21 protein-coding genes are annotated in these 22,782 nt (G+C 57.6%); 15 read left to right on the forward strand and 6 right to left on the reverse strand.

All coding sequences use genetic code 11. The features are described from left to right. Position 1 precedes the first annotated feature (1 nt). Both JXQ78_RS15955 and JXQ78_RS15960 read right to left on the reverse strand, forming a co-directional pair. Entirely contained in the window at positions 2-703 is a 702-nt protein-coding gene (locus JXQ78_RS15955; protein ID WP_330633513.1) for a helix-turn-helix domain-containing protein, read from the reverse strand. Positions 704-780: 77 nt separating this feature from the next. Beyond that, positions 781-2,259: an extracellular catalytic domain type 1 short-chain-length polyhydroxyalkanoate depolymerase gene (locus JXQ78_RS15960; RefSeq protein ID WP_330633514.1), complete on the reverse strand. Its 1,479-nt coding sequence runs from the start codon at positions 2,257-2,259 to the stop codon at positions 781-783. 154 nt (positions 2,260-2,413) lie between these two features. Here JXQ78_RS15960 and JXQ78_RS15965 point away from each other — a divergent pair, with 154 nt between their 5' ends. Beyond that, entirely contained in the window at positions 2,414-3,472 is a 1,059-nt protein-coding gene (locus JXQ78_RS15965; protein WP_330633515.1) for an iron transporter, read from the forward strand. Here the strand turns inward: JXQ78_RS15965 and JXQ78_RS15970 are convergent. After that, positions 3,462-4,781 carry a DUF7405 family protein gene (locus JXQ78_RS15970; protein ID WP_330633516.1) on the reverse strand — a complete coding sequence of 440 codons (1,320 nt, stop codon included), beginning with the start codon at positions 4,779-4,781 and terminating at the stop codon, positions 3,462-3,464. The genes JXQ78_RS15965 and JXQ78_RS15970 overlap by 11 nt on opposite strands. Before the next feature lie 99 nt (positions 4,782-4,880). Between JXQ78_RS15970 and JXQ78_RS15975 the strand changes: the two genes are divergently transcribed. Next, on the forward strand, positions 4,881-5,312 hold the full coding sequence (locus tag JXQ78_RS15975) for a hypothetical protein (RefSeq protein ID WP_330633517.1): 432 nt from the start codon (positions 4,881-4,883) through the stop codon (positions 5,310-5,312). Between the two features lie 436 nt (positions 5,313-5,748). On the opposite strand, the gene JXQ78_RS15980 is transcribed toward JXQ78_RS15975, so the two are convergent. Further along, a complete protein-coding gene (locus JXQ78_RS15980) occupies positions 5,749-6,147 on the reverse strand; it encodes a helix-turn-helix domain-containing protein (RefSeq protein WP_330633518.1) in 399 nt (132 codons plus the stop codon). 220 nt (positions 6,148-6,367) lie between these two features. Here JXQ78_RS15980 and JXQ78_RS15985 point away from each other — a divergent pair, with 220 nt between their 5' ends. Together JXQ78_RS15985 and JXQ78_RS15990 are read left to right on the forward strand one after the other, a co-directional pair. Beyond that, the gene (locus JXQ78_RS15985) at positions 6,368-6,544 is read left to right on the forward strand and encodes a hypothetical protein (protein ID WP_330633519.1); all 177 of its coding nucleotides are present in this window, start codon (positions 6,368-6,370) and stop codon (positions 6,542-6,544) included. Then, a complete protein-coding gene (locus JXQ78_RS15990) occupies positions 6,544-7,179 on the forward strand; it encodes a class I SAM-dependent methyltransferase (RefSeq protein ID WP_330633520.1) in 636 nt (211 codons plus the stop codon). Before JXQ78_RS15985 ends, JXQ78_RS15990 begins: the two co-directional genes overlap by 1 nt. A 342-nt stretch (positions 7,180-7,521) precedes the next feature. Here the strand turns inward: JXQ78_RS15990 and JXQ78_RS15995 are convergent, their stop codons facing one another. Then, a complete protein-coding gene (locus JXQ78_RS15995; RefSeq protein ID WP_330633521.1) occupies positions 7,522-8,652 on the reverse strand; it encodes a mandelate racemase/muconate lactonizing enzyme family protein in 1,131 nt (376 codons plus the stop codon). Positions 8,653-8,749: 97 nt separating this feature from the next. Between JXQ78_RS15995 and JXQ78_RS16000 the strand changes: the two genes are divergently transcribed. The 11 genes from JXQ78_RS16000 to JXQ78_RS16050 all read left to right on the forward strand — a co-directional run bounded on the left by JXQ78_RS16000 (position 8,750) and on the right by JXQ78_RS16050 (position 22,427). Continuing rightward, the gene (locus JXQ78_RS16000) at positions 8,750-9,685 is read left to right on the forward strand and encodes a dihydrodipicolinate synthase family protein (protein WP_330633522.1); all 936 of its coding nucleotides are present in this window, start codon (positions 8,750-8,752) and stop codon (positions 9,683-9,685) included. 75 nt (positions 9,686-9,760) lie between these two features. After that, positions 9,761-10,483: a ThuA domain-containing protein gene (locus JXQ78_RS16005; RefSeq protein WP_330633523.1), complete on the forward strand. Its 723-nt coding sequence runs from the start codon at positions 9,761-9,763 to the stop codon at positions 10,481-10,483. A 165-nt stretch (positions 10,484-10,648) separates the two neighbouring features. Next, positions 10,649-12,535, forward strand: a complete 1,887-nt coding sequence (locus JXQ78_RS16010; RefSeq protein ID WP_330633524.1) for a hypothetical protein — start codon at positions 10,649-10,651, stop codon at positions 12,533-12,535. A 56-nt stretch (positions 12,536-12,591) separates the two neighbouring features. After that, on the forward strand, positions 12,592-14,124 hold the full coding sequence (locus JXQ78_RS16015) for a glycoside hydrolase family 28 protein (protein ID WP_330633525.1): 1,533 nt from the start codon (positions 12,592-12,594) through the stop codon (positions 14,122-14,124). Between the two features lie 204 nt (positions 14,125-14,328). After that, positions 14,329-15,381: a Gfo/Idh/MocA family protein gene (locus tag JXQ78_RS16020; protein WP_407934076.1), complete on the forward strand. Its 1,053-nt coding sequence runs from the start codon at positions 14,329-14,331 to the stop codon at positions 15,379-15,381. 99 nt (positions 15,382-15,480) lie between these two features. Further along, entirely contained in the window at positions 15,481-17,346 is a 1,866-nt protein-coding gene (locus JXQ78_RS16025) for an ABC transporter substrate-binding protein (protein WP_330633527.1), read from the forward strand. A gap of 45 nt (positions 17,347-17,391) precedes the next feature. Next, positions 17,392-17,586, forward strand: coding sequence for a hypothetical protein (locus tag JXQ78_RS16030; protein WP_330633528.1), 195 nt, complete (start codon positions 17,392-17,394; stop codon positions 17,584-17,586). An 83-nt stretch (positions 17,587-17,669) separates the two neighbouring features. Next, complete coding sequence (locus tag JXQ78_RS16035; protein WP_330633529.1) at positions 17,670-18,674, forward strand: ABC transporter permease; 1,005 nt, start codon at positions 17,670-17,672, stop codon at positions 18,672-18,674. A 54-nt stretch (positions 18,675-18,728) separates the two neighbouring features. Then, entirely contained in the window at positions 18,729-19,772 is a 1,044-nt protein-coding gene (locus JXQ78_RS16040) for an ABC transporter permease (RefSeq protein ID WP_330633530.1), read from the forward strand. Then, positions 19,772-21,925, forward strand: coding sequence for an ABC transporter ATP-binding protein (locus tag JXQ78_RS16045; protein WP_330633531.1), 2,154 nt, complete (start codon positions 19,772-19,774; stop codon positions 21,923-21,925). Before JXQ78_RS16040 ends, JXQ78_RS16045 begins: the two co-directional genes overlap by 1 nt. A gap of 67 nt (positions 21,926-21,992) precedes the next feature. Next, complete coding sequence (locus tag JXQ78_RS16050; RefSeq protein WP_330633532.1) at positions 21,993-22,427, forward strand: PPC domain-containing DNA-binding protein; 435 nt, start codon at positions 21,993-21,995, stop codon at positions 22,425-22,427. 24 nt (positions 22,428-22,451) lie between these two features. Here the strand turns inward: JXQ78_RS16050 and JXQ78_RS16055 are convergent, their stop codons facing one another. Next, entirely contained in the window at positions 22,452-22,700 is a 249-nt protein-coding gene (locus JXQ78_RS16055; protein ID WP_330633533.1) for a hypothetical protein, read from the reverse strand. Positions 22,701-22,782 lie beyond the last annotated feature (82 nt).

A 22,782-nucleotide genomic window follows, 5' to 3' on the forward strand; every position in this document is an offset into this window, starting at 1 on the left:
TTCACTCAAGCTCTTCGAGCACGTCAACGACTCGCTGGATTACCTTGCGCTGACTCCGTCGGAGGTTCTTCGAAACCGCCGGTTTCGACACGTCGAACTCCTCGGCCAGACTCCCGAGCGTCGCTGACCGCGGGCTCTGAAAATAGCCGCCCTGGACGGCTCGCTCTAGCGTCTTCCGTTCGACTGCCGACAGTCCACGACACCCCTCAATCAACGTCATCGCCGCACCGGCGTTCTGAACGAATCCCTGCAGCTCGGGATACTCGGCCTCCTGGCGGTCTACCACCGAAAAATCGTTCGTATCATCGAGTGCGTAGAGCGCACTGTCTGCTCGATCCCGTTCATCGAATCCAATATGCCACAGCTCAGATCCATCCTCAATGTAAAACGGCCCCGTGATGTAGCCGTCGTTCTCTCGAATGGCCGCCATCGCTGACGTCTGCGTGATCGTCGTCCGGATGTGGGCAACGTTCTGACGCTTCGAAAGAAGGGTATACGAAACCATCTCTGCGTGCGCACCGAGCGCGTCAAGCCCCTGTGAGAGAGCCGACCGGTCGCCAGCTTCGACGACCATTCTGGTTTCCAACTGCTCGGTTGCCGTGTCGAACTCCCAGTGGACCGCCGAGAACGTCACGTCGGTGTCGTCTGTGACATCGATGAACGGGCAGTCGTACTGCTCCATGTCCATCGTGATATCTATCATGTGATGCCATCTCCGTTCGTGATCGCTACCTGGTAGTTGTAATACAACTATAAAATTATTTCCCTGAATTTGCTGGATCAGCAGCTGGAAACGATCTCGAAATATCGGTCGCTCGTTTCCTGTAATCTAGTGGTGTAAAAGCTGTTGTAGAGTCCTAGCTTTGTCTCCGATCCCACGGCGTAGGCGTAGCCCCCCTCGGTGTATGCCCGACCGGCCCGAACGTGCTCGTAGTTCGACGCAACCCCACAGTAGCCCTCAAACGAAGCCGATTCGACAGTGACTGTCACCGAATCCGTTGCTGTCGCTCCGTCATCATCAGTAACGGTGAGCGTTACCATACGTTCGCCAGGGGTGGAAAAGCTTCGGGTGACGCTCACACCGGTGGCCGTGGTGTCGTCCGGAAACGTCCATTCGTGGGACAGTATCGATCCATCAGAATCCACCGAGGCCGACCCGTCGAACGTGATGATTTCATCCGGCATCACGGTGGTTCTGTCAACAGTGGCCGAAGCCGTCGGTGGCGAGTTAGATGGATCGTCTGTATCACCTGGTGCTGACGCCACAAAGAACTCCCAGATGATCGCCGAAGCCCCAGGGCCACCGGGTGCGGTGTACGTGCCCGCCGCGTCGCCACCCGACCACGCGTGACCCATCCCGGAGACGGCCCAGTGTCCGACGACAGTCTCACCGGCGCTGTCGGTGTAGCGAGCGCCCTCGGCACAGAGTGAATTCGAACAGTCGGTCAGCTGTTCGTCCGGCGAGCCACCGACCGAGTTGTCATCTGCTCCAGTATCGAGCAGGTCGTTCGTCTGCAACGCTTGTTCGAGCGCCTGCTCGCCGTTACAGGGAGCCACCGTGCTGTCGTCCGTGCCATGAATCACGATCGTCGGAAGACGGTCATCCACACCGAGTGCGGAAAGCCGATCGTATGCCGCCGTACCTGCCGTTTGTGGGTCTTTCCCACTGCACTGTGTCATTGCCAGGGTCCCTTCGAGCTGGCTTTCGACGGCGTCGTATTCTAGTCCCGAGTGGATCGCACCACCAGCAAACACGTCGCCGTACTCGACGATCAGATTCGGTACCATCCCACCACCGGCAGAGAATCCCACCGCGTACACACGCTGCCCATCGATCGAATGGGTGGATTTCACCGCCTCAACCATTCCAGCGATCGTGGCGAGTTCTCCGTTTGAACGAGTCGTGTTCTCATCATTGAACCACTGCCAGCAGCGATTGACGTGACGGCTCGTCGATTGCTCGGGATAGATAACGATGAAATCGTTGGCTGTGGCGATCTCGTTCATCCGTGTGCCAGTCCTGAAATCGTCTGCGGTCTGGGTACAGCCATGGAGCATAACAATCAGCGGGACGGGCGATTCACCCCCGAGTCCATCGGGAACGAATTTGGTGTAGCTGAGCCCATCATGGCTGTGGCGGGTGTACGTTCCATTCGCCGCACGGGTTCCTTCAGAAAATGCTGTCAACCCAGCAACACCTCCACTAATCGCGCGTAACACCTCCCGTCGTCGAACGCCAGAGACGGTTATAGATTCCATCATCCCATCAACTACAATATTGTTTTCAAACTCGGTAAATTACTGGGCTAATATATAAACCCACCTCACCGAATCCTCGATACAGCCGAAAAAATTATTTATTTATCTATATTTTCAGCAATGAGTATATGGCTGGGAGCTGTGAGTCGGACCGATGGACCGACGCACGGCGCTGCAGGCTGGTCTCATGCTGGTGTGTAGTTCGACGGCGGGTTGTCTCGGATCGATGTTCGAAACACGGTCGGTGTACGCACCGCCACCACTGCTTGAGGATCGACCGAAGGCAGTGTACGTGCCGACACACCGGGAGGGCATGCAACGGATCGACACGATTTCGAATGGCGGGCTCACACTCACGGTGTTTTACAGCTATCCACACCGGTTCTGGACGGTGACCGATACGTACACCAAAAAAATACCGTACGATGAATCGGAAACGATCCATCTGATGACGACGCTCACGGACGGTGATCAAACGGTTGGACTGCCGGCATCGAATCTGCAGATAACGATCTCGAACGACAGCGAGACGGTCGTGACAAAGCGCCTCTGGTCGATGCTCTCACAGAACATGGGCGTTCATTTCGGAGACAACGTCACGCTCGCGGGGGCCGGGACGTACACGCTTGACGTAACGATGGACCCCATCACGGTACGGCTTGCGGGCGGGTTGTCTGACCTGGATCCATCGAGTCGGACGTTCTCGACGACGTTCGAGTACGATCCCAACGAACGAGATGACATTTCCTTTCGGACGCTCTCCGAGAGAGCAGGCGACCGCGACGCGCTCACCCCAATGGGAGCAGCACAGAACGAACAGCTCCCCACACCCGAATCACTTGCGGGCTCCACGATGGCAACGCTCACCAGTGGCGATGCTCGACTCGTGGTCCAACGCCTCGAATCCCCACCGAACGGGACCGACGGCGACGATCCGTATCTTGCAGTCTCCGCGCGAACGCCATACAACCGATATCCGCTGGTCAGCATGCGCCTTTCAGCAACGGTTGTGACAGGCGAAGGCGACCGAACGGAGACGAACCTTGCACCAACGATCACTCCAGCGCTTGGCTATCATTACGGCGCGCCCGTCGGCGCACTCTCCGGGGCTGATGAGATAACGCTGCAGATCAAGCAACCGCCACAGATCGCTCGACACGAGGGGTATGAGACTGCATTCTTAAAGATGGAGAATCCAACCGTCACTCTATAGCGTTGTGGGTCGGATTCGGTACGGGAAGCACTCGATGCCGCCGTGGCGGAACCAGATAGTTTCCGCGGTTCCGAACGGTTAGATACTGCAAAATCCCGTTGTTCGAGCGCTGGACAGACCCCCCGTCGCCATCGAGATCTGTACCGTTCATCGCGGTGCGGGTCTCGACGAAATCCTCAATCGACGCCTGAAGCGAGACGAAATGGAGGCCTGCCGTGTCGTCGTCGGTAGAGTTGAAATCCCGCCGCAGAATGATCGGTCGATCGTCGCGCCGTGCTCGTGCAGATTTCTGTGCGTGACCCACGCGTCCACGCTCAGTCCAGTCGGCTTGGGTGTTCGACGGACACCCCTGCGCCGAGATCTCTGGATCAGTTCCGAGATTCTCCCCGACTCCTTCAACACGTTGTTCGTCGGCGTGTGCAGGACAGAACATGGTTGCTACTCGGTGACGGCGACTGTCCTGTTCGTACCACTGTTGGAGATGCAACCGAAGCGTGGAGATGTGCTGGGTCGTACCGCCAGCAAAGGGACCATCGTCGATCGTTACCCGATCCTCTGAGGCCTGTGACTTCGAGAACGACGATTTGAATCCCATATACAGCGGCGTCTCCTCTGAGACTGGCTCAGATGCAGGGAGTCCTGCTACGGACTGATTATCGGCCGGGAGTCCGGCTCCGATGAACCCAGTTCGTCGCTCGCGACGGTGAAAGACGCCCTCGATCGAAGCATCGACTCCTCGCCCGTTGAGCGCATCGAGCTCCCCAAACAGTGCTTGCTCGGCGCTCAACACGACCGATCCGTAGTCGCTCGCGAGGTGTACGACAGCGTCTGGCGTATCGAGCGTCGGTGATTCGAACGGCGCAAGCGCCTCCGGTGGTGGGAGCGAAACGGACGACGGGAGAGACACATCGAACCGTTCGAAATACCGAGGCGAATAACTCACGGTGAACAACAGACCCTCATTTGACCGGGGATACGCCCGCTCCAACGTTTCAAGCGCCGTTGCTACCGTGGATCGCTCATCGGTCGTCGGGACACCTTCCGAGCGATAGTCGAGATACAACAACAGCCGATGGCGGGGCACGACGACGTTGCCGTGATCGTCTTTCGAAAGCGCCTCGTTCCAGGCGTGCTGGCGCTCGGGGAGCGTTGACGGATCGGTGACCCCCTGTGGAAGCGCTTGTGGGCGTTCGCGTGCCAGACACGCGGCGAAGACCGCAGTGCCACCGACCGCCACGGCCGACCGGACGAATGACCGGCGAGAAATACTGTCGACACATTCAGGTGGCTGACTGGAGCCATCGTCCATACTGGCGTCGTACGACGAGGTGTTTGATACACGTTACGCCGCCCCATCCGCCCAGTGGGTGCGGTGCTCACCACTCACGTTTATGGCTATCGAGGCCTGATGGCTTCGACAGCCATGCCCACCCGATATGACACCGCGATCGACGACGAAACGCTGTTCATTGACCGGGATGACGACCGGCTCGAGATTGGTCCGCTCGGAGAAATCATCGAAATCATCGGTGGCGATTCCTACACGCTCGAATACTCGGACGAACAGGGGACTGCGCCGTGGCTCCAGACCGACGACGACAGCACCGTGACGTTCGACGTTCGATCGGTGCTCGCAGAGATGGATTACACTGCCGACGTGGTCGATACCCTCAGTAGTGCACCGACCGACGAAACCACCACAAATGGTCACCCGTTCAGAACCGAACTGTTTGCCAGGCTCATGATGACCATCTGGCAATCGAAGGGAAACCTCCCCGAAGACTCCGTTACGGACACCATCGAATCGATCGCCGTCGATCTGACGGCAGACAAACAATGAAAAGGCAGATATTAAGGACAATAGCATAAAAGTAATAACTCTTATAATCACGGTTTGTTACTGCTTGTTTTTGGTGTGCGATCCTTCGTTGGATTACCACCAGTTCGCGTTATCTTAGCATATATATGACGAGATTCTAAACAACGTTAGAGAATAAGTGGAAATTTCAAAGGCCAATCAAAAACCCATCCTTCCTGGAAAATTTCTATCTGAGAAGAGCCATATATCTAAGATTGATAGATTCTGTTGTAGATCTTGGATCCGTCGTCTTACCCCATAGCAGCTATTCACAATCGACAATCCAGACTGGTGTAGTTTACTAGATAGACGAAATTAGAGTATCCCAGATGCCCATGGATAGCGACAAATGGAACATTCACGTTGTTTCCACCCACTGCAGTCAATTATCCTGCGTTAGATTACCAAAGGTAATAAATTATTGATGTATTTCAGAAGAATGATTCTCACCGTATATATCTCGGAACTCCTGTATGAGTTGGCCAGTTTCGGCGTACCATTGGTTAAGCATATGCTGGAGCGAATCTGCGATCTCGTCTGGGTCGGCGGTGCGATACACGTGGTGATAGCCCCCTTTCGGACAGCTTTCTTGTTCCTGAACCGCAACTCCAGTTTCTTCAAGCCGTTTGACCGAACGGTACGCGGTTGTCCGCTCTTTACCGATGAACTTCGCAATGTGATCTACGGTAAGGGGCTCAGAAGATTCCGCTAGCAGTCTAAAGACGCCCCTGTCGAGCGTATTGAGTCCGAACATACAATCAAGAAGACGTTCCCACTCTCGGTCCTTCTGGAGTTGCTTTTGTATGGCGTCTGGCATTGATATCGATGGTTGGTACTGCAGCCATATAATATTTGCACAATTAATGCAATTAGGACTACGAAGAAAGACGGTTGGGATGGCAACTACGCAATAGTGAGCAACCGATCTTAACGGCCAATACCGACGAAATATCCCATAAGAGCTGATTCTATCCCATTTTATGTTTCCCACCTCCGATAGCGACAGTCTTATCGTTTCAGTCCTCATTGCACTATTTATGCAAATAACCGGTGTCAGTGGTTTTGATTTCGACGTTCTCAGTATCGGCGTCGAGACTGCTGGCCTGAGTGTGGGTTCTTCGTCCATCCCATCCGCCGTTGGGGATGGATACGCAGTCGGCACGACCATGAATGGGGAACTGTTTATGGAGGACTTCGATTGGGGGCTACAATAATGAACGAGGACCTGCAGGATCTCGCCGAGCGCTTCTCGCAGATTGCTGATCAGTACGACGAGAAACACACCAGCGAAACAAAGCCGATCTACAATGCGTGCGCCTCACTCGTTATCGAACAGGCCGACCCTCACCCCGACGACGTCGTCCTCGACCTTGGAACGGGGACGGGACTGATTGCACTTGCGCTGGCCGAGAATGCTGGCCACGTTGTCGGGCGCGATATCAGCGATGGCATGATAGCGCAAGCACAATCGAAGGCTACCGACAACGGTCTCGAGAACGTGGAGTTCGGCTACGGCGAGTTTTGCGACCCACATTTCGACGGAGACGTAGACATCGTCGTCTCGAATTTCGCCCTGCACCATCTCCCCGATGAGAAAAAGCGCGAGGCTATTGGGGCCATTGGGACCCTCGGGCCACGTCGATTCGTGCTCGGTGACGCCATGTTCTTCGGGTCCGCAGACCCTGAAGAACCTCTCTTCGATCATGGGATCAATGTGGCAACCGTTGGAATGCTCGTGGACGTACTCACTGACGAAGGGTTCACCATCACGGCAGCCGAGCGCGTGCATGATCAGGTGGGCGTTCTTATAGCCGAACACCGTGATGAAAAACCGAGTGCTGATCATTAAATAGAGCAATACCACCACCGTGTCACCTCACTGGCGGTCGGAGCAATGTCAGTCGATCAGTAGAGAGTTGCTGCTGGACGACGACCAGCCAGTGCAACGGCTGAGCGGGTGAGCCCTTCTTGGGTGGAACAGCCATTACCGAACTAACATTACAGCCGTACGCCTGTAACAGCAATTCCACACCAGTCGCCAGTTCGTTCGGCAGATCAAAACGGCTCGCTCAGAACGAAGCAGTCACAGAGAGAGAAAACACGGTCTCAGGTGCACGCGCAAACGTACCAACACGTCTCGATGGCGGTGGGACAACTCATCATCGTTTGGCAGTGGGGAACGTCCCGGGCATCAGTCCACCGTCGAAAATAATTCCAGCGCCGACTCGTCCACGTCGATCCCGAGTCCAGGGTCCTGGGGGACTGACAGCGTCCCGCCGGAAGGATCGAATGGGGTCGAAAGGATCTCCGAACGGAGCGGGTTCGGACTTCGGTCGAACTCGAACAGCGCGGGTTCTGGCTCGAACTGCGTGTGTGGATATGAAGGAACGGCTGTGGCAAACTGGATTGCGGCCGCCATGCCGACCCCGCTGTTCCAGACGTGTGGAGTCACACCGACGTTTTCGGTTGTCGCAAGCGTCGCGATCCGTCGTGCTTCCGTGAGTCCACCACACCGGGCGAGATTCGGTTGGACAATGTCCACGAGTCGATCATCAATGAGGCGCTTGAACGCGAACCGACCGACAAGCGCTTCACCAGCGGCGATTGGCGTTGTCATCGACGCTCCCAGTTCTCGGTAGCCGCTGAGATTCTCCGGCGGAACGGGCTCTTCGATCCACGCGAGATCGAACTCCTCCAGTCGGCGTGCGCTCGCAAGCGCCTGATCGGGACGGTAGTTCCCGTTCATGTCTGCCATGATGAGCGCATCATCACCCATAATCTCTCGAGTGGTCCGGACCCGACGACGATCATCGTCCGGGCCAGCACCGATCTTGACCTTCACTGCCGTGAAGCCCTCCGCTCGGGCGGCTTCAATCGGAGTTTCAATCGGACGGTCTGAATCAGCAAAATACATCGTTGAGGCGTACGGCGTCAGTGTCGTGCGCTCGCCACTCCCGAGGAGCCGATAGATTGGCGACCCGACCGTCTTCCCAATGATATCCCAGCAGGCCACGTCGATCGCAGAGCAGATCGCCTGCACGAAGACGCTCCGTCCGTAATGATACGGGTCCGTAAACCACCGCTCGGTTATTGACTCGACTGCGAACGGATCCATGCCGAGAATCCGGTCTTCGAACAGGGACTCAACGGTGGCCGAGGCAATGTTGCCCGGCACGAACGCCTCACCCCAGCCAACCGTCCCGTCGTCAGTAACGAGCTTGAGAACCGCCGTCGATCGGGTCCGGCCTCCGCCGCGGGCGTCGCCAAGACGCTCCGAAACCGTCACTGAGAGGGGATACACCGTTACATTCGTTATCTGCATGACCGGAGGCTCGAACCGTGTCCGGATAATCCTTGCGCTGAGTCGATAGGTGTGAGTTGTCGATGGTTTTATCATTGGGTGCATGTATACTGAACGTATGTCGTTGGTAGCTGAAACTGTCCAGGAGCGGCTCAGCGGCGTTGCAGTCGGTCTGTTGACGCCGTTCGACGATGCCCTCCAGGTTGAGCACGACAAACTCCGGGAAAATGCACAGACGCTGTATGGGGAGGGGATTCGAACGTTTCTCGCCACCGCAAACATCAGCGAATATCATTCGCTGAGCCACGAAGAGCGAATTGCAGTGGTCAAAACCAGCGTTGATGAACTCCCGGGCGATGCGTGTGTGCTGGCCGGTGTTGGAGGGAGCGTCCGCGGCGCTCGGTCGTTGATCGAGGCGTACGACGGCGTCGGGGTCGATGCGATGATGATCATGCCGCCCGATCACACATATCTTCACGAGGAAGGACTGCTCGAATACTACCGAAAGCTCGACGATGTCACGGAGACGCCCCTGGTGCCGTACGTCCGCGGGATCGACCCATCAGTCGAATATCTGGCTGCGCTGAGTCGAATCGACGGTGTGGTGGGAATCAAATACGCGATTCCCGATGCCGTCAAGCTGGGTGCTGCGATCGAGGCAGGAAGCGATGAAATTGCGTGGGTCGACGGACTCGCCGAGCCATATGCCGTTTCGTTCTGGGCGGAGGGGATCGATGGCTTTTCCGCCGGTGTCAGCAACTTCAGACCCGAAGTGGGGCTTGCGCTGTACGACGCACTTGAGTCCGGCGAGTGGGCTAGAGCACGAGCACTGAAAAACGCCTGTCTGCCGTACCAGCAGTTTCGTGAACAGACCGGCGAGGACAACACGATCAGCGGCGGCAGCAGCGTTGCTGCCGTGAAAGCAGCCCTCGAACTGCGGGGCCTGCATGGCGGTGCGGTCAGGGTGCCGTGTCAGCCACTGACACAGCCACAACAGCAACGGGCAAAAGAGCTCTACGACCGTCTCGACGAGGATATTGCGCGGCTCATCTGAACTGATCGATACGTGATGGACAATGACGCGCAGGCGTCCCACAGGGTTAAGTTCGATCGGTGAGGTAAGCGGTGTATGACGGTTCAGGTAACCGTGTGGAACGAGCATGTACACGAACGCGAAAACGAGTCGGTTCGAGAGCGCTATCCAGATGGCATCCACGGTGCGATCGCGGCGGGGCTTCGAACCGACGGCTACGCAGTCGAAACGCGAACGCTCGACGAACCCGACTGTGGACTGGATCCGACGACGATCGAAGAGACGGACGTTCTGGTGTGGTGGTCTCACTGTGCCAACGACGCCGTCGACGACGACGCGGCCGATCGCGTGGTCGAGACCGTCCACGACGGGATGGGATTTATCCCGCTTCACTCTGGAAAAAATTCCAAGCCGTTCGTTCGACTGATGGGAACGTCCTGTTCGATCAAGTATCGCCACGGTGGAGAGCGCGAACGAGTGTGGGTTGCCGATCCCGGCCATCCGATTGCCGACGGACTCGACGAACAGTTCGTCGTTCCTGCGACGGAAATGTACGGAGAACCGTACGACGTTCCCGAGCCGGATCGAACGGTGTTTATCTCCTGGTTCGAGGGCGGTGAAGTGTTTCGCTCCGGACTGTGTTACAGACGGGGGTCGGGGAGAATCTTCGCGTTTCGACCCGGACACGAAGCGTATCCAATCTACCACCAGCCCGAGATCAAGCGGGTACTCTCGAACGCGGTCGCGTGGGCAAAACCAACCTCGGGTGCCAGCATAACCACGGGCGAGGTTGCGGCGCTCGAATCTTCTGACTCCTGATTCAGCGCCGTTCTACCGCGCTGGTCGTTACCCAGCCGAACACAAGTCCCCTGTCGCGATGTTTCTATACAAATATTCTGGCCACACTATGTAAGAACACCAGAACCAGAATAGATCACAGCTTTCACCCGAACGTTCATTGTGACTGCGAGACAGAACTGGCGTATGGTGGAATTCGAAGCGGTGACGGAGCTCTATGAGCCACCGGAATGGGTGTCACTCCAGCGGCAGCTGTTCGATCTGAGTACGACTGCTGTCGATCGATTCGTCGAGTTGTACGTGACCGACCATGGAGAGCCAGTCTGGCCACCGGCTGGCCACGAAGGAATCGACGGATTCGATGATCTCATCGAAGGGGTCTACAACTGGCCGCTGCTCTACGCGATGGGGGGTGATCGACAGCTCGTCGAACACGCCCGCACGGTCTATGAGGGTGCACTCGCCAGGGCATCGCGAACGCCGACCCCGTTCGGTCACGCCATGGTCGAAGACGAGTTCGAGGCCTGCCGTGACTGGTTCCATCTCGGCGAGGGAAGCCTGTTCACCTACAACATGGGGCTGGCCATGCCAGATGACGAGGACGTTCGATCGCGGGCCACGCGGTTTGCCGATTTGTACCGTCAGGACCACCCGACTAACAATTACGACGGCGATCGACGACTGGTTCGTGGACCGATGAACGGCTCGATGGGGCCATCGTACGCGGACTTTTCGGCGTACGAACACCACCCGTACGGTGCAGACTACCGCTGGGCTCGTCACGGGCTACCGTGGCGCGACGGCCCGTTCGATTCCACCACAGAGCTGCTCGATCCGGCGAACGAATCGGCACTGTTCGAGCTCATGGAAGAGCGGTGTTCCACCGGCGATATTCCATTGAATCTGAATATCACCTCATTGATGACGAACGCGTATCTCCATACGGGTGAGGCTGCCTACCGCGAGTGGGTGTTTGACTACCTTGAGGCCTGGCAAGAGCGAACGGCGGCGAACGACGGAATCATCCCGGACAACGTCGGTCGATCGGGAACGATCGGTGAAACGAACGGCGGTTCGTGGTATGGTGGCTACTACGGCTGGTCGTGGGGGGGATGGCACTACGTGGGGATCGGTCCGACAGTGGCCGCAGAAAACGCCGTGCTGCTCGGTGGCGAGACGGCTCCGCTCGACTTTCCACGAGAGCAACTGGATCGACTGATCGACAACGCCATCGCCGTGCCGGACGGTGCCGGAAACGAAACCCTCTATCTTCCCCACAAGTACGGCGATCCGGGTCCATATCGCTATGACGAAGGAGCTGTCCTCACCGATGACGACGGCTCAGTGCTGTATCGCGACGGCTTCTATGCGTTTCAACCCCACTCGGATCCGCCGTACGTCATCCATCTCTGGTATATGTCACTGGACGACGCTGACCGAGATCGCGTTCGACGGCTTCGCAACCACGACACCAAGCCATGGAGAGGAGTTGACCCGACGCCAAGCACCAAACACGGCGCGGGAGAAGAATACGCCTGGCTTTCCTATCTTGACGGGGCATATCCTGACTACCCTGAGGAAGTCCTCCGGGCCGCTCGATCACGACTGTATCATCAGTGCCGTCGAATGGACGAAGAGGGAGAGCCACCAGCAAATCCGACTGAGGATTATCTCAGAGACCGCAACCCAGTGTTCCACCGCGCACTGTTACAGCTGACGATGGGGGCACCCCAGCCGATCTACTACGGTGGACTGGTGATGGCACAGCTTCGCCATTTTGACCCGGAACGAGGGCGACCAGGACTGCCACCCGGCGTCGGAGCCCTGGTTTCGAGCGTGAAGGCCGACGGCGTCACCGTCCAGTTCGTCAACGCAGGAGTTGCCCCCAGAACGGTGTGCACGCAAGCGGGTGCGTACGGCGAACACCACATTACACACGTCGAACACGGGGGCGAATCGGTTGATCTCGATACGACGACACTCACGGTCAGACTGCCGAGCGCCTCGACGATCACGCTCGATCTCGATCTCGATCGGTTCGTCAACGATCCCAGCTACGATCAGCCACTGTGAGACAGGCGGCTACCGACTGGACAATATTTATTATTTATCCCGCCATGTTTCACACGATGGAGTCAACCGCAGAGACAGCGCGTTCTATCGCGGCGTACGGTGTCAGTGGCGACGGGACGACAGTGGAAACAGACCGAATACAGTCAGCACTCATAGATTGTGCAGAATCCGGCGGAGTCCTCAGTTTTCCCCCTGGGGAGTATCTGACCGGACCGCTCACCGTTGGTAGCAATACGACCATCGAGATCCAGTCTGGTGCCACTCTCCGGTTCGTCCGGGATCTGACGGCGTTTCCGTCGGTCGAAAGCCGATGGGAGGGATGGGATCAGACCGGCTTTCACCCCTGCTTATGGATCGATACCGCCTCGAACGTGACAATCCGTGGCGGTGGCGTGATCGATGGGCAGGGATCATACTGGTGGCAGTACACCGACATGGCACCCGGGGACCGCCCGGCCACCCTAACCGATCGACTGGAGGAGTTCGAACAGGCAAACGATAAATCCGACACCGTGAGTTCGTTCACACTCAGACCGCCGCTCTGTCAAATTCATCGCTCTTCGGACGTGAGTATCTCCGGTGTTACACTCCGGAACTCGCCGTTCTGGAACACGCACGTGGTGTATTCCGACGACGTGGTGCTCACGGACCTCCGAATCGAAAATCCCGCGGATGCACCGAATGGCGATGGTATTGATATCGATTCGTCCACCCACGTCCACGTCAGCGACACGTTCATCGATGCCGGCGACGATGCAATCTGCATCAAATCCGGAAAAGACGAGGAGGGTCGCCAGATCGGTCGTGCAGCCGAGAAGATCACCGTCACAAACTGTACCGTCGAAGCGGGTCACGGCGGTGTCGTGATTGGCTCCGAGATGTCCGGTGACGTGCGTGATGTCGTGGTCAGCAACTGTACGTTTACGGACACCGATCGCGGTATCCGCATCAAAACTCAGCGCGGCCGTGGCGGCGTTGTCGAGGATTGTCGCTTCTCGACGATCGTGATGCGACGTGTTGCCTGTCCGTTCGTGATCAACGGCTACTACTTTATGGATATCGACGCGGACCCACAGCCGGTCGATGGGACCACGCCACTCGTCAGGCGAATCCATTTCACTGACATCACGGCCACGAACGTCGAATCGGCCGGCTTTCTGGCGGGGATTCCAGAGCAGCCGTTTGGCCCAATCACGCTCACCAACGTTGATATCAGCGCCACACGGTCGCTTGATGCAACCGGTCTCAGCCCGGCGATGACCGAGGGATACGAACAACAACACGGACTGTTCGCAAAATCGCTTTGCGAACTCGGAGTTCGTGACGTTCGGCTGCGTGTTGCCGATGGCCCACTGATGGCACTCCAGGCCGCCGAGACCGTCACGATCGATGGACTGGACGTTCCACGGGGATCGACCGATATCGATCTCGCGAATGTCGAACAGGCGACGCTCCGGAACGCACGACTGCCAGCGACGACCCGTATCAGCCAACGTGGCGAGTCGCCCGCGCTGTTGCGGATCGACGACGACATCGAAACAGCGATTGAGTCCGCCGACTCGACGGAACTGACCGTCGAACGGACCTGAAATGCGTTCCCCATAAGCGAACGATCAGTCGTTGGATGGACGGTTTCCACTGCATGCCCGAGGGAAAATCACTCACCGGACCGCCCTGCTCGACTCCGTATTGGGTAAAATCGACCGAGAGGGAGAGATTTCGCCACCAGCGAACGACAAACTGCGATCTGGCCCCTGGGGAAACAGTTACGGTTCTGTCACCATGAGTTTGCGATGGACATGCAAACACAGGACAGATCCATTGCAGTTGGCGTTGTAGGGATCGGTAGTCTCGGACGCCGACTCGCAGAGCAGTTCTCTCGACTGGAAGACGCCAAATTATGTGCAATCGCGGAGGTCTCCGCAGAACGATTGGCGACGACCGGCGACCGACTTGGTGTGCCGGCCGGGTCCCGGTATGAAACGCTCGAGGGGATGTTATCTTCAGAAGCGCTCGACGCTGTTGGAATCGCGACGCCGAATGGACTGCACCACGAACAGGTCGTCACAGCACTCGAGGCGGACTGTCACGTCCTTTGTGAAAAGCCGCTCGCTACGACCGCCCGCGAAGCGTGCGATCTCGTCGATCTTGCGACCTCCTCGGACCGGACGGTGATGGTTGGCTATCAGCGCCACCTGAATCCAGCGTTCGAACTCGCCCGTGAGCGCTGGGCAACCGGCGAACGGACACCCAGATTCATCACCGGAGAGATCACCCAGGACTGGCGCGAGCATTTCGAAACGATGGAGAACTGGCGGATGGATCCAACGCTCAGCGGCGGGGGCCACCTCCTTAACGTCGGGACCCACGTGATCGACGCGATCCTCTGGACGACCGGACTCACGCCGACACACGTAACCGCACAAATGCAGTTCGCAGACGACGAGCAACGGTTCGATCAGCAATCAGCAATCATCCTGGAGTTCAAGGAGGGTGGATTTGGGACCATCCACGACACGGGGATGGTCGCTCGAACCCGCGAGCACATCCACATCTGGGACGGTGATGGTGCAGTGTATCTCGAGGGCGTCGAATGGGACGAACGAACCGGGTACCTGATCGACGAGGACGGCACCGAACACGAACCATATCAGTCATACACGCGTGATCTTGCCAAAGGGCGCGCGTTTCTCAATGCCATCACCGACGGAACTGAACCGCCAGCGACCGTCGAAGACGGCTGTCTGGCAACGATCGTCACCATGGGGGCATACGAATCCGCACGGCGCGGCGAGCGAATCGAGCTCGCTCAGGAATTTCCGTTCGCCGAGTCTCTTCTCGACTGAGGTGGAAATCAGCAGTTGACGGTCCAGACAATTATTTTGTGTATCAGCTTTGTGGACATATTAGTTAATTATAAATACCAGTAACTGAAACAGGGTTCCATGGTCAGTAGTACCACAGGCCTCGGTAGCGCCAGCACGAGACGGCAGTTTCTCAGGCTCGGTGCTGTGAGTGGGACGTTGCTCGTTGCGGGTTGTATGAGCGGTACGGATGACAGTGGTGGCTCCAACGGCGGCGGTGATAAACGGACGTTCCGCGTGTTCGATCCGCTGACGAGCAAGGCCACCCCGACGGACCGACACCTCAATCCCTGGAACGGGGAAAAAACCGGCTGTTGGCACCCGGGAGCGGCCATCATGGACCGGCTTGCGGTGTACGCCCCGACGGTGAACGAGGCGTATCCTCTGATGGCAAAATCATGGGAGAAATCCGACGACACGACGCTCTCGGTCACGTTAGACGACCGATGGACGTGGCACAACGGCGATCAGTTCGTGGCCGACGATTACGTGATGGAACAGCAGATCGAGCTAGAGATCCTAAAATACACGGCCGAAGAAGAGGGCCGCGAACGACCCCACCAGGTGATGAAATCGATCGAAGCGATCGATGACACACACTTCGAGATCACCCTGCACGACCCCCTCGATCCAGTGTTCGCGGTGCAGAACACGATCGGTTCCTACCACGGGAATCTCGGTCGTGGCGTGTTCACCAAACACACGGATAAAAAATGGAAGGACTGGCACGATCGTCTCCAGAACACGAGCGGTGATGAAAAGGGCGAGGTGGTCGCAGAGATCACCAGCGCTGCATATCCGAAGATCAACTCCGACAACGCGCTCGGACACGGCCCGTTCAAGATAGCCGACGTGGGTGATGACATCATCACGATGGAGAAATACGAGGATCACCCGAACGCAGACAACATTGAGATCGAAGAGTTCCAGCTCAAGCTCTTCTCACAGAATAAACCCACCCAGCCATACTCACAGAACAAGGTGGACGCATCGCACAAGGGCTTTCCCGTTCCGGAGGACCAGCGGAGTTCGCTTCCGGACGAGCACACGCTGTTCCGGGAGGGACGATCGAGCAACAAACTGTTCGCGTTCAACTGTGGCCACGGCGTCGACGACTACGACACGCCGTTTGAGAGTCCGAACGTGCGCAAGGCGGTTGCGCACATTTTCGACAAAAAGCAAGTCGAATCGCTGCTTGAGGGAGTCAACCGGGTGTTCGAGTGGCCGGCCTGCCGGCTCCCGGGGAAGGTACTGCGTGAAGACAGCCACGAGTCGACTTCGCTGGTGAAAGACAAATTCACCACCTACGGAACGAACAACACCGAACGAGCGGCCGAGTTGCTCCGCAAGGAAGATTACAGCCAGAACGGCGACGGACAGTGGATGACACCGGATGGAAATCCGTTCGAAATCACGATCATGAACGGGGCCGAGCGGAAGGATATTACACTTCTCGGAGAGAATCTGAAGCAGTTCGGCATCCAGGCCACCATCGAGCAGGTCGACGACGCGACGATGGACCAGAACCGCATGGACGGGCATTACGATCTGATGCCCGACGGTTCGAGCGCCAACGGCGTCACCGCGCTCTGGGCGCTCGGTCTCGTTCCGGACTGGATTCAGTCTATCACCCACTTCCAGCCCACACGAGAGATTCCGATGCCGATTGGCGATCCCGAGGGCAACAGTGGCACAAAAGAGATCAACGTCGAAGAGCACATCCGACAGTGGCAGGTCACCGGCGAGTCGAAATACCACCACGAACTGATGTGGTGGTGGAATCAGACACTGCCCGAAGTCGAAATGATGTATCAGCCCGATGCCGGTGGCTACAACGCTGCCAACTGGGAGCTGGACGTGAAAGACGAGATCAAAAACGGTGTGGACGACGCCCTCTACATTGCCACGAAGGTCGAAGACGGCTCGCTGAAATACGTCGGTGACTAACTGCCCCGAACGTATTTGGTGAACGAGAACTCACGACACCACACAATGGGAGTCGTACAATCGATGGCGCGGTTGTGTATCGGTATCGACGTGTTGTTGCTGGTGTTGCTTGGCTACTCGTTTGCCTTTCTGGAGCCAGAGTCTGCGTCGTTCGTGATCGCCACCATCACCCTCATCCCGATCGCCATCACCCTCGTCGGTGGCCTGACGGTGCTTCATTTCGACTGGGATCCGCTGTAGCGGGCGGACTTATATCATGGTCATTTCCTTATAGATAGGAACTTTGATTAGGGTACCAGAAATATGTAGCGTGTACTCATACCATGGTTTTCAACAACTGGCGCATCCGTCGCGTCGGACAGGCAGTGTTTACTGTGTGGGCGGTCCTCACACTGTCGTTCGCACTGGTGCGGCTGATGCCCGGCAATCCGATGGGTGCAATGCTCGTCCAGCTCGAACAGTCGGGGATGAACCCGGCACGGGCACGTGAGCTGGTCGAAGCCAGGCTGAGCGTTCGGCCGGACCAACCCATTCCGATCGCGTACATGAACTATCTGACTTCGACGTTACAGGGAGATCTCGGCCAATCGATCGCCAGCGGTGAGCCGGTGGCAAACGAGATCGCTCAGGCGCTGCCGTGGACCCTGTTCGTGATGAGCTGGTCGCTCTGTATCACGTTCGTGCTGGGTGTGGTGATTGGCGCGTTGATGGCCTACTGGGAGGGTGGTCGTCTCGACGTGGGACTCACCTCCTGGGCCATTCTGATGGGCTCGATTCCGTTCTACGTGCTGGCGTTTCTCCTGTTGATCTTTCTGTCGTACCGATTTGGCTGGTTTCCGACCGGCGGCAAATACGTGGCCGGTACCGAGCCGGGATTCAACCTCCCATTTATTTCAGGCGTCATGTATCACGCGATATTACCGGTGCTGTCGATGCTCGTTGCCTCTGGGGTGGCATCACTGGGGATGCGTGGCAACTCGATTCGCGTGCTAGGGTCGGATTATCTCCGGGTTGCACGGCTTCGTGGGCTCTCAGATCTGACGATCTCTAGTCAGTACGTCGCCCGCAACGCCATGCTTCCGATGTACACGACCCTGTTGATCAACATCGGCGAGATGTTCGGCGGATCGGTCGTGCTTGAGCAGGTGTTTCAGTACAAGGGACTTGGCTACTACCTGTATCGGGCGGTGAACATCAGGGACTATCCACGGATGATGGGCGGGTTCATGGTGATCACCATCGCGGTTGTCATTGCGCTGTTCATCGCCGACATGACCTACTCCATGATCGATCCACGGGCCGGAGGAGCGAGCAATGAATCGTACTGAAGCACACACACTTCGATTTGTGCCACGAACCCATCCACACTTCACAGCACGACGATGACTGACAGAGACCACAAAGAGACACTCACCGATGCACTGGACGGAACGATCAGCACCGACGGTGGAACGGCAACTCCGTTCGAAACCGTCTCACAAGTCGAAGAATCACGAGCAGATCGGTTCTGGACAGCGTATGACACGTACGTCAGAGCGCCATTATCGATCGTCTGGGGCGATTGGCGGGCACGAATTGGCTTTGCGATTGTCCTTTGTTATCTCCTGATGGGAACGGTTGGGACCGTGGTGATCGAGCCAACCGCGCCGGCCGAGGGGCCGGCACTGATACAACCGTTCGAGACGATGGACTATCCGCTGGGAACGGACGATATGGGTCGGGATCTGTTCAGTCAGGTGGTCCATTCGACCCAGGAGATGTTGAAGATGATCACCGCCGGCGCACTGTTTTCGGTGACGCTCGGCACGCTGGTTGGCGCGGTTGCAGGATATAAAGGTGGCTGGATAGACACCGTGTTGAGCTCGATCACGGACGTGTTCATCAACATTCCGGGCTTTCCGCTGGTGATGGTGCTCGTGGCGATTTTCGAGATGGGTGAAAACCCATACATGATCGGGATTCTCCTCTCGGTTGCTTCCTGGAGTGGCCTGGCACGGGCGATCAGATCACAGGTATTGACGCTTCGCCAGGAATCGTTCGTCGAGTCCGCCCGAACGATGGGTCTGCCTACCCACGTGATCGTCTCGAAAGAGATCGTCCCGCCGCTGTTGCCGTACATCGTGATCAATCTCACGAACGCCGCACGACGAGTGATCTTCGAGGCCGCCGCGCTGTACTATCTCGGCATTCTTCCGTTCGAGAAGCTCAACTGGGGAGTCACACTCCAGCTTGCTTACGAGGCCGAGGCACACGCGCGTCCACAGGCGCTGCACTGGTTTCTCGTCCCGATGGCCGCGATCACCGGCATTTCGATCGGGCTGATCCTGCTCGGCCAATCGCTCGACCGGGTGTTCAACCCCCGCGTTCGGGCCCGTCACGAGAAAACAACCGCTGATGAGGACACGCTTGAGGCTACCACACACTGATGACTACGACACAACCACACCGATTGCAGACACACGAACCGATCCTTGAACTGAACGACGTTTCCGTGACGTTCTCGATGGATCGCGGGGATTCGCGCGTCGTCGACGAGGTGACACTCGACATCGAGCGCAACGAAGTGCTCGGCATCGTCGGCGAGAGCGGCAGTGGGAAATCCATGCTGGCGTCTGCACTCTTGGATGCCGTCGTCGATCCCGGAACCGTCTCCGGGGAGATCACCTTCCATCCACAGGACGAGCCGTCAGTGTCCGTGCTCGAACTCTCGAAGGCCGACCGCCAGCGGTTCCGCTGGGAACAGATCGCCATGGTGTTCCAGGGTGCGATGAGCTCGTTCAACCCCGTGCGGACGATTCGAACACATTTCGTCGAGACGTTATCAGCACACGACGACGACATCGAAACGGGGATGAAACGGGCAGCCGGAATTCTCGAGGATCTGTATCTCGATCCCGATCGCGTACTGGATAGCTATCCGCACGAACTCTCCGGTGGGATGAAACAACGTGCGCTGATCGCACTATCGCTCGTGCTCGAGCCAGAGGTCCTCGTGATGGACGAGCCGACGGCCGCGCTGGATCTACTCATGCAGCGTTCGATCATTGGGCTGCTCGAGGAGATCAAAACCCAGTACGACCTCACGATCGTGTTCATCACGCACGATCTGCCGCTCGTCGCCGACATCGCAGATCGCGTGGCGGTGCTGTATGCGTTCGAAATCGCCGAGCTCGGGCCAACCGAGGAGATTCTCAGCGAACCGGCCCATCCGTACACACGATTGTTGCTCAAATCGACGCCGAACCTGCAGGCACCGATCGAGTCGATGCAGCCAGTCGAAGGGGCTGCTCCGGACCCGGTAAACGTACCCGAGGGCTGTTCGTTCCACCCCCGTTGTCCGCTCGCCGATGAGACCTGCCAGGCGAACGATCCAGACGCCGCGACGGTGTCTGATCGACACACCGCTGACTGTCATCACTACGAGGCAGCTCCCGGCGCAATTCCTTTAGAGCCACCAGAGATGGACGAAATCGAGCGAACACCCAGACATCACGGCTCTGCTGGCGAGCCACTGCTGAGCCTCGATGGGCTAGAAGTGCATTTCGAGACCGAACAGAAGGGACTGGGGCTCTTTGGCGAGCCAGAGACCGTTAGCGCAGTCGATGGCGTCTCGCTCGACATCTATGAGAACGACGTGGTCGTGCTGGTTGGCGAAAGTGGCTGTGGTAAGACTACGCTCGGAAAGGCCGCAATCGGACTCCAGGAGCCGACCGGCGGAACCGTCCGCTACCGCGGCCAGGACATCTACGGCGACGACTCCGATGTGGATGCGACCGATCGATTCAGTGCGGACGAAATTCGTCGCGCATTGCAGATTGTCCATCAGGACCCCGGGAGTTCGCTCAATCCACACCACCGCATCCGATCAATTCTCGAGGCACCGCTCAAACAGTGGTACGACGACCTCGACGGCAACGATAGACAGAGTCGGATTCTTGGGCTGCTAGAGCACGTGGGGATGACTCCTGCAGACGATTACATCGATCGGTATCCACACCAGCTTTCCGGCGGCGAACAACAGCGTGTGGCGCTGATCCGCGCAATGTTGTTGAATCCGGAGCTGATTCTCGCAGACGAGCCGATCAGCGCGCTCGATGTGTCGCTTCGCGTCGAGATGATGGATCTGTTGATTCAGCTCCAGGAGACGTTCAACACGTCGTATCTGTTCGTCTCACACGATCTCTCGAACGCCCGCTACATCGCAGAGAAGACCGGCGGGCGGATCGGCGTGGTGTATCTCGGCGAACTCGTCGAGATTGGCCCTCCAGAACAGATCATTCACGACCCTCAGCACCCCTACACCCGCGCACTGCGGTGGGCAACCCCACAGCTCACCTACCGCGACGACCGGGCACAAACGCCACCAATTCGGACGATCGACATTCCAGATCCGACGGATCCACCGTCGGGCTGTCGGTATCACACACGGTGTCCGGAGGCGCGTAAGGTGTGTGCACAGTCGGCTCCCGCAACGAAGTCAGGATCGGACGCAGAAGGTCACGAGGTGGCCTGCTACCGGGTGCAAGACGACCACGACTACTGGGAGGACGCTCCGATCGACGACGCGGACCTGGACTGACGGTCGACGCTTGGCTGCACTGAGACGAACTGTTATGTGAACCCAGTTCGTGCCGTCAGATGGGTCAATGGAGCACTTTTCAGCAGACGACGGGACGGTCGTCGTCAGACTCGACAGAGACGAACCGATTCTCGAATCCCTCCGGCGGGTGTGTTCTGCACACGGTATCGACACCGGTGTCGTACTCTCTGGCATCGCGACTGTCCAGTCGCTTCCGATACATTACGTCGATCGGACCACGATCACCGAAGACCGCGAGGACAGAAACACGATGGTCACCTATGAGGGTGCCTGGGAGATCAACAGCATCGGTGGCGTAATTGCCGACGGGGAACCACATCTTCACATCACCGGGTTTGACGGAGAACGGACGGTGGCTGGTCACCTAGAAGAGGGGTGTTTGATCAACGTTCTTGGTGAGTTCACCCTCACAGGATTCGATGGGCTAGAACTCACGCGAACGCCGGACGAAAATGGCATCTCGAAACTCACCGAACAGTAGCTGCGCGCTCGGTCAGGTCGGCGTTCAGTGGCGATACCACCAGAGCGCACCATAGCCGACGAGCCCGGTCAGAATCAGCGCACCGCCCCACACGGGGAGAATCGCCGCCCAGATACCCCACGTTTCGGTCGTCGCTGGAGTTACCAGCACCGTGTCAATGATTGCTGCGAGCACGACGAGCACCAGCCCGGCGAGAACGAGCTGCAACAGTCGAGAGTTCAACAGCTGTTCACCAATCGATTCGACTGTACTGCGGCCAGTCGCCTGTGACATGTGTGCAGAGATCTAACCATTCAATCACAATAGCCTTTTGGAAGACAACCAAAACACTCGTAATCATAGCGGGACAACTACG

This window comes from Halocatena halophila, from assembly GCA_027563145.1.
In the GTDB taxonomy this organism is placed as follows: domain Archaea; phylum Halobacteriota; class Halobacteria; order Halobacteriales; family Haloarculaceae; genus Halocatena; species Halocatena halophila.